General features: G+C 53.9%; 7 protein-coding genes. 2 read left to right on the top strand and 5 right to left on the bottom strand.

Going from position 1 to position 7691, the window contains the following annotated elements; all coding sequences use genetic code 11:
• Nucleotides 1–167 precede the first annotated feature (167 nt).
• Together RT644_RS22890 and mdtD are read left to right on the top strand one after the other, a co-directional pair.
• The gene (locus RT644_RS22890; RefSeq protein WP_020455877.1) at nucleotides 168–857 is read left to right on the top strand and encodes a FadR/GntR family transcriptional regulator; all 690 of its coding nucleotides are present in this window, start codon (nucleotides 168–170) and stop codon (nucleotides 855–857) included.
• 11 nt (nucleotides 858–868) lie between these two features.
• Complete coding sequence (gene mdtD, locus RT644_RS22885; protein ID WP_020455876.1) at nucleotides 869–2272, top strand: multidrug transporter subunit MdtD; 1404 nt, start codon at nucleotides 869–871, stop codon at nucleotides 2270–2272.
• On the opposite strand, the gene rbsR is transcribed toward mdtD, so the two are convergent.
• The 5 genes from rbsR to rbsA form a co-directional block, all read right to left on the bottom strand.
• Entirely contained in the window at nucleotides 2264–3256 is a 993-nt protein-coding gene (gene rbsR, locus RT644_RS22880; RefSeq protein WP_313628251.1) for a ribose operon transcriptional repressor RbsR, read from the bottom strand. The two genes, mdtD and rbsR, sit on opposite strands and share 9 nt — an antisense overlap.
• Before the next feature lie 3 nt (nucleotides 3257–3259).
• Nucleotides 3260–4189 carry a ribokinase gene (gene rbsK / locus RT644_RS22875; RefSeq protein WP_269232649.1) on the bottom strand — a complete coding sequence of 310 codons (930 nt, stop codon included), beginning with the start codon at nucleotides 4187–4189 and terminating at the stop codon, nucleotides 3260–3262.
• Nucleotides 4190–4297: 108 nt separating this feature from the next.
• Nucleotides 4298–5188 (bottom strand): ribose ABC transporter substrate-binding protein RbsB, encoded by an 891-nt coding sequence (gene rbsB / locus RT644_RS22870; protein ID WP_025263782.1) that lies wholly within the window; start codon nucleotides 5186–5188, stop codon nucleotides 4298–4300.
• A 26-nt stretch (nucleotides 5189–5214) separates the two neighbouring features.
• Nucleotides 5215–6180, bottom strand: coding sequence for a ribose ABC transporter permease (gene rbsC, locus RT644_RS22865; protein ID WP_020455873.1), 966 nt, complete (start codon nucleotides 6178–6180; stop codon nucleotides 5215–5217).
• Between the two features lie 5 nt (nucleotides 6181–6185).
• Nucleotides 6186–7691 (bottom strand): ribose ABC transporter ATP-binding protein RbsA, encoded by a 1506-nt coding sequence (gene rbsA / locus RT644_RS22860; protein ID WP_020455872.1) that lies wholly within the window; start codon nucleotides 7689–7691, stop codon nucleotides 6186–6188.

The raw sequence follows: 7691 nt of genomic DNA, 5'->3' as shown, positions 1-7691 counted from the left end.
TTAATTCCCGCTGACAACCCCTAATTTCAAAAAACTTTTCAACCGTCTCTTTTTTCAACAAAGCGTGGTAAAAAGCGGCATAAATTGCCGATTTCGCTGTTTTTACCACCACTGAAAGGTATCGAATGGCATACTAGCCAGTGAAATAAAGAAATAAGGAAGTAAAAATGCCGCTAAACGCACAACAACTTGCCGCGCAGAAAAACATCTCCTGGGTTCTGGCTGAGAAACTGGCGCAACAAATCCTGAAGGGAGAATATGCTCCAGGAAGTATTCTGCCAGGTGAGATGGAGCTGGGTGAGAAGTTTGGCGTAAGCCGCACCGCGGTCAGAGAAGCGGTAAAGACATTAACCGCAAAAGGGATGGTGCTTCCCCGCCCGCGTATTGGTACTCGCGTCATGCCGCGCGGAAACTGGAACTTCCTTGATAAGGAACTGCTCTCCTGGTGGATGCATGAGGATAACTTCCAGGACGTTGTTCAACACTTTCTCATTATGCGCAGCAGTCTTGAGCCTCAGGCGTGTCTGCTCGCCGCCACGCTGGGTAGCGCGGAACAAAAAGCGTATCTCAATACATTAATGGAAGAGATGGTGTTGCTGAAAAAGAACTTCAACCGCGAACGCTGGGTAGAAGTCGATATGGCATGGCATGAACATATTTATGCGATGAGCGATAACCCGTTTCTTATTTCATTCTCCACACTGTTTCATTCTATCTATCACACCTACTTTACCTCTATTACACAAAATGAAGTGGTCAAGCTCGACCTTCACCAGGCGATTGTGGACGCCATCCAGGAAAGCGATGGCGACAGCGCGTTCCGGGCGTGCCAGCTATTATTGAATACGCCGAATTAACAGGACCAGGTATGACAGAGAAGAAAGCGCGCAGTATGGCCGGCCTGCCGTGGATTGCGGCAATGGCTTTTTTTATGCAGGCACTGGATGCCACGATCCTTAACACCGCACTCCCCGCAATAGCACAAAGCCTTGGGCGTTCCCCTTTAGCAATGCAATCGGCGATTATCAGCTACACACTGACCGTCGCCATGCTTATCCCCATGAGCGGCTGGCTGGCCGATCGCTTCGGCACACGGCGCGTCTTTATGCTGGCAGTTAGCCTGTTTACCCTTGGCTCGCTGGCCTGCGCACTTTCTAATTCATTACCGATGCTGGTCGTGTTCCGCGTGATTCAGGGGATCGGCGGCGCGATGATGATGCCGGTTGCACGCCTGGCTTTGCTTCGGGCTTATCCGCGTAGCGAATTGCTGCCGGTACTGAACTTCGTCACCATGCCAGGGCTGGTCGGGCCGATTCTGGGACCGGTAATGGGCGGCGTGTTAGTTACCTGGGCAAGCTGGCATTGGATCTTCTTAATTAATATTCCGATTGGCCTCGCCGGTCTGTTTTATGCCCGCAAATACATGCCGAACTTCACCACGCCACGCCGCAGTTTCGATATGGGCGGTTTTTTCCTGTTCGGTTTGAGCCTGGTGCTGTTCTCAAGCGGAATGGAGTTGTTCGGTGAGAAGCTGGTCGCCAGTTGGATCGCTTTTACTATCATTCTGAGCGGCATTTTGCTGCTACTGGCCTACGTTCGCCACGCGCGCCGCCATCCAACGCCGCTGATCTCACTCAACCTGTTTAACACCCGCACCTTCTCCGTCGGGATCGCCGGGAACATAGCTTCGCGGTTGGGTACCGGCTGCGTTCCTTTCCTGATGCCGCTGATGTTACAGGTGGGGTTCGGGTATCCGGCATTAATCGCCGGTTGCATGATGGCTCCCACCGCGCTGGGTTCTATCCTCGCAAAATCGATGGTAACCCAGATATTGCGCTGGCTTGGTTACCGTAAAACACTGGTGGGTATCACGCTGTTTATTGGTTTGATGATTGCCCAGTTCGCCTTACAAACACCGGCAATGGCAATATGGATGCTGGTATTGCCGCTGTTCATCCTTGGGATGGCAATGTCCACGCAGTTCACCTCAATGAACACTATTACGCTTGCAGACTTAACTGACGAGAACGCCAGCAGCGGTAATAGTGTGCTGGCGGTAACACAGCAACTGTCGATTAGCCTCGGCGTGGCGGTTAGCGCAGCGGTGCTGCGTTTCTATGAAGGGTTTGACAGCACAAACACAGTGGAACAATTCCACTACACCTTTATCACTATGGGCGCGATCACACTGATTTCCGCGTTAGTGTTTATGTTGTTGAAAGCAAAAGATGGTCGCAACCTGATTAAAGAACGGCACAAAAAGTCAGGCTGAGCCGCGCTCCATCAATATTGGCGTGAGCTGCAAACGCTGCTGTTGCAGGCCAGGCTCCGCAATGCGGTGAATAAGCACATCAATCGCCAGCTCACCCAGTTCATCTTTCGGCTGATGAATAGTGGTGAGCGGCGGCGTCATGTAGCGCGCCAGTTCAATGTCGTCATAACCGACGATCGCCATATCCTGCGGGATTTTCAGCTCCGCCTGGTACAGCGCCTGATAGGCGCCAACGGCCATCGCATCATTACCAATAAATACCGCCTGCGGGCGTTCGTGCATTGCCAGCAATGCCTGCATCGCGTCGAAACCGCCGCCAAACTCAAAATCGCTCTCGATCTCATCCCCTTCACGGATCACCAACCCGGCACGGGCCATCGCTTCGCGATACCCTTCCAGCCGCAGACGTGCAGGAGTTTTATCCAGCGGACCGGTAATGCAGGCAATACGCGTATGGCCTTTGTTGATCAAATACTGGGTCGCCATATCGCCGCCGAGCAACGAGTTATCCTGAATCAGATCGCTGTCGCCGTCGAAGGGCGCCCAGTCCATCATTACTGTGGGAATTGAAGGGTAGCGCTGCATAATCTCCTGCGAAGGCTGGTGCGTTTCGGTACACAGCAACAACAACCCATCGACGCGTTTTTGCATCAATGTTTCCAGGTTGCGGTTCATCCGCTGCTCGTCACCCTCGGTGTTGCACAGCACCAGACTGTAACCCCGCTCGAAGCAGCTACGCTCCACGCCGCGTACCAGCTCCGAGTAAAAGGGGTTAGTACTGGCGGTGATCAGCATGCCAATCGTACGCGTCTGGTTGATCTTCAGGCTACGCGCGATAGCAGAAGGTGCGTAATTCAGCGTCTTGATCGCCGTTTCCACTTTTTCGCGGATAGCCTCACTGACAAAGCGATCTTTGTTAATTACGTGGGAAACGGTTGAAGTGGAAACGCCCGCCAGGCGGGCAACATCCTTCATGGTCGCCAAGCGTCACCTCTGCGAAGAGAGAAAATCGTCAATCTCATTGCGCCACGGCACAGACGGTTGCGCACCCTTACGCGTGACGGCAATCGCCGCCGCCGCATGAGCAAAACGAATCGCCTCATCCAGAGGTTTATCTTCCAGTAGCGCGGTAAGCAACGCGCCATTAAACGTGTCACCCGCCGCAATGGTGTCGATGGCTTTCACTTTAAAGCCCGGTACGCGTTTGCCTTCGCCATTAACGCTGGCCCAGACACCACGGCTACCGAGAGTAATGATCACCGTTTTAATACCTTTGGCGTGCAGCGCCTGTGCAGCCCGCGCGGCGTCTTCGTCGCTGGACACCTTAATTCCGGTGAGTTTTTCCGCTTCGGTCTCATTTGGCGTGATGATATCCACCAGCGCCAGCAGTTCATCGGAAAGCTCGCGCGCCGGTGCCGGATTCAGCGCCACGGTGGTATTGTTCTGATGCGCAATACGCGCCGCAGCCAGTACGCTTTCAACCGGTGATTCCAGTTGCATTAACAGCGCAGAAGCCTGCGCAATCAGGTCATGCTGCGCGTTGACGCGATCAATTGAGAGCGCCGCATTCGCTCCCGCATGAATACCGATAACATTCTCACCTTCACCGTTGACGAAAATCAGCGCAACACCTGTGGATTCGCCCGCGACAACGCTCACCGGCGCAACATCAATATTGTCGCTCTCAAGCTGTTTACGCACGCGCGCACCGGTATCGTCATCGCCGGTACAGGCGATAAACGCAATATCCGCACCGCTACGCCCGGCAGCTACCGCCTGGTTTGCCCCTTTACCGCCAAAAGCCACCTGATACTGGCTGCCCGTCACGGTTTCGCCCGGAGTAGGGAAAGATTCAAGGTTAAGAATGTGATCGGCATTGATACTGCCAAGGACAACGAGTTTGCCTGCGGTTTTCATGATGAGCTTGTCCGTAAAATGCGCCACCTTTCGGTGGCGCGTGCCATGCTTTTCTTTTTTGTATTGTCCCTCCAGCGGCGGGATTGCGCCCTCCACCAGAATGACGAATTACTGCTTAACCACCAGCTTCAGATCAACCGGGTTTTTGGCGTAGACTTTTTCACCTTTCAGCACTTTGTCTGCGGTATCCACGCCTTTCGCGCCGATCTGCTCCGGCAACTGAGCGATAGTCGCCGCCAGTTTACCGTCGTTAACCGCTTTCACGCCGTCTGGCGTACCGTCGAAACCAACCACCATTACATCGGTTTTACCGGCAGTTTGCAGTGCGCGCAGCGCACCCAGCGCCATTTCATCGTTCTGTGCGAAAACAGCCTGCACGTCCGGATGCGCGGTCAGCAGGTTCTGCATCACGTTCAGGCCTTTAGTGCGGTCGAAGTCAGCCGGCTGGCTAGCCAGCACGTTGAATTTGTGCGCAGCAACTGCCTGCTGGAAGCCTTCACCACGTTCACGCGCAGCGGACGTCCCGGCAATGCCCGCCAGTTCGATCACTTTCGCGCCTTCGCCCGCTTTCTTAGCAATGTAATCACCGGCGATTTTGCCGCCCAGTACGTTATCAGAAGCGATATGGCTTACCACTTCGCCGCTGGAAGCCACACGGTCAAGGGTGATTACCGGGATTTTCGCCTGGTTTGCCATTTTCACAGCGTTACCTACAGCGTCGGAATCGGTCGGGTTGATCAGCAGCAATTTGGTGCCGCGCACGGTCAGGTCCTGCACGTTCGCCAGCTCTTTCGCCGGGTTGTTTTGCGAGTCCAGTACCACCAGGTCATAACCCAGTTTGTCCGCTTCTTTCTGCGCGCCATCCTTCAGGGAAACGAAGAACGGGTTGTTCAGCGTGGAAATCACCAGAGCAATAGAGTCTTTCGCCATCGCGTTTGCGCTTACGGTGGCGCTCAGTGCAACAGCAGAAACCAGAGTGGCCAGTTTTTTCATGTTCATTTTCATGAGTCCTGTTGTGTAGGTAATTACTGCTTTTTGTTGTCTACCAGCACCGCAAGCAGAATCACCACTGCTTTAACGATCATCTGGTAATAGGAGGAAACGCTCAGCAAATTCAATCCATTATTGAGGAAGCCAAGGATCAATGCGCCGATTAGTGTACCGACAATACGCCCTTTGCCACCTGCGAGACTGGTCCCACCCAAAACAACCGCAGCGATAGCATCCAGCTCATAACCTGCTCCCGCAGTAGGTTGCGCCGAGGAAAGACGCGCCACTTCAATAATGCCCGCCAGCGAGGCCAGAAGGCCGCACAGGGAGTAAACGATAACTTTGACTTTATCAACGCTGATACCGGACAAGCGCGTCGCCGCCTCGTTACCGCCTAATGCATAGATATAGCGGCCCAAACGGGTGTGATGCAACAGATACCATGCCGCGATAAAGACGATAGCCATCAACCATACCGGTGTCGGAATACCGAACGGGCGACCAATACCGAACCAGCCAAACACATCCGCGTTATCAGTAAAACCGGTATTCACCGGGCTACCGTTGGTATAAACCAGCGTCACACCACGCAGCAGCAACATCATCACCAGCGTGGCGATAAACGCCTGCACGCGGCCTTTCGCGACAATCGTACCGGTCAGTGCGCCAACAGCCGCACCGAGCGCCAGCGCGCCGACAACCGCCACCAGCGCGTTAACTTCCATTCCCACCAGCGAGGCGGCGACCGCGCCGGTGAGCGCTAACAGGGAACCGACGGACAGATCGATCCCCGAGGTTAAAATAACCAGCGTCATACCGACCGCCATAATGGCGTTGACCGAGGTCTGTTGCAGAATGTTTAACAGGTTATTGACGGTAAAAAAGTTGGGGCTCATGGTCGAGACAATCGCAATCAGCACCAGCAGGGCAATCAACGATTTTTGTTCCATCAACCATGCTTTGGTGAAATAACGGCGACCAGAAACAGCCTGGGTAGTCATCTTTTTTACTCCTGATTCACACGATTAAGCTTGCCCACAGCGGCAGCCATCAACACTTCCTGAGTGGCCTGCTCGCGCGTGAATTCACCGCCGAGATGCCCTTCATGCATCACCATTATGCGATCGCTCATGCCCAGCACTTCCGGCATTTCGGAGGAGACAAGAATGATGCTCAGGCCATCGGCCTTAAACTGGTTAATTAACTGATAAATCTCTTTTTTCGCCCCAACGTCGACACCACGCGTCGGCTCGTCGAGGATCAGCACTTTCGGTCGGGTCATCAGACCGCGAGCAATCGCCACTTTTTGCTGATTCCCGCCGGAGAGCAAACCAATGGCCTGCTCCATAGAAGGCGTTTTCACATTAAACAGACGAATAAAATCATTTACCGCCTGCTGCTCATCTTTGTGTTTCAGCGTACCGCCCGCATGGCTGAAATAACGCAGCGCAGTCAGCGACATATTCTCTTTCACGGACATGCCGAGCACTAAGCCATCGCGCTTGCGGTCTTCCGAAATATAAACAATACCGTTTGCCAGCCCGTCCTGCGGTGAGCGGGTGATCACTTCATGGCCGTCGAGCGTGACATAACCGCTGGTGCGCGGCAGCGCGCCATACAGCACTTTCATCAGCTCGGTGCGCCCCGCGCCCATCAATCCGGCCACGCCAAGAATTTCGCCTTTACGCAGTGTAAAACTGACGTTTTCCACGCCCGGCCCACAGAGCTTATCAACGGTAAGGCGAATTTCGCCCGGCGCTTTATCCAGCCGCGGATATTGATCTTCCAGTTTGCGGCCTACCATCATTTCAATCAGCGTATCTTCGGTCAGCGTGGCTACTTCGCGTTCGGCAATAAATTGCCCGTCACGAAAGACGGTCACGTCATCGCAAATCTCGAAGATCTCTTTCATGCGGTGAGAAATATAGACGATGCCGCGCCCCTGCGATTTCAGCTCGCGAATGACGCGAAACAGCGATTCGGTTTCGGTATCGGTCAGGGCATCGGTTGGCTCATCCATAATGATGACCTGCGATTCGTAGCTCATCACTTTGGCGATTTCGACCATCTGCTGATCGCCAATCGACAGTTCGCCGACCAGCCGCTCGCTTTTAAAACGCAGATTCAGCTTCGCCAGCAGTTTGTCAGCTTCGGCAAACATCTTTTTCCAGTCGATTTTGCCAAAGCGATTCACAAACTCGCGGCCGAGAAAGATGTTCTCGGCAATGGTGAGTTGCGGAATCAGGTTCAGTTCCTGGTGGATGATGCCAATACCGGCTTCCTGGGAGGATTTCGGCCCGGTGAAGGTGGTTTCTTTGCCTAACCACAGCAGCGAACCGGCGTCACGGGTGTAGATACCCGTCAGCACTTTCATCATCGTTGATTTGCCGGCGCCGTTTTCACCCACCAGCGCCATTACGCGGCCTGGGTAAACATTCAGCGCCGCGCCGGAGAGGGCTTTTACGCCGGGAAAGGCTTTGTCGATGCCTTTGAGTTGTAGTAACGCGTCCAT

It is taken from the genome of Kosakonia sp. (assembly GCF_032104925.1).
Classification (GTDB): Bacteria; Pseudomonadota; Gammaproteobacteria; order Enterobacterales; family Enterobacteriaceae; genus Kosakonia.
This window is presented reverse-complemented; position numbering and strand designations above follow the sequence as displayed.

Coding starts and splice junctions, on each gene's coding strand:
- RT644_RS22890 (WP_020455877.1), top strand. CDS start 168: ATGCCGCTAAACGCACAACAACTTGCCGCGCAGAAAAACATCTCCTGG.
- mdtD (WP_020455876.1), top strand. CDS start 869: ATGACAGAGAAGAAAGCGCGCAGTATGGCCGGCCTGCCGTGGATTGCG.
- rbsK (WP_269232649.1), bottom strand. CDS start 4,189: ATGAAAACCGCAGGCAAACTCGTTGTCCTTGGCAGTATCAATGCCGAT.
- rbsB (WP_025263782.1), bottom strand. CDS start 5,188: ATGAACATGAAAAAACTGGCCACTCTGGTTTCTGCTGTTGCACTGAGC.
- rbsC (WP_020455873.1), bottom strand. CDS start 6,180: ATGACTACCCAGGCTGTTTCTGGTCGCCGTTATTTCACCAAAGCATGG.
- rbsA (WP_020455872.1), bottom strand. CDS start 7,691: ATGGACGCGTTACTACAACTCAAAGGCATCGACAAAGCCTTTCCCGGC.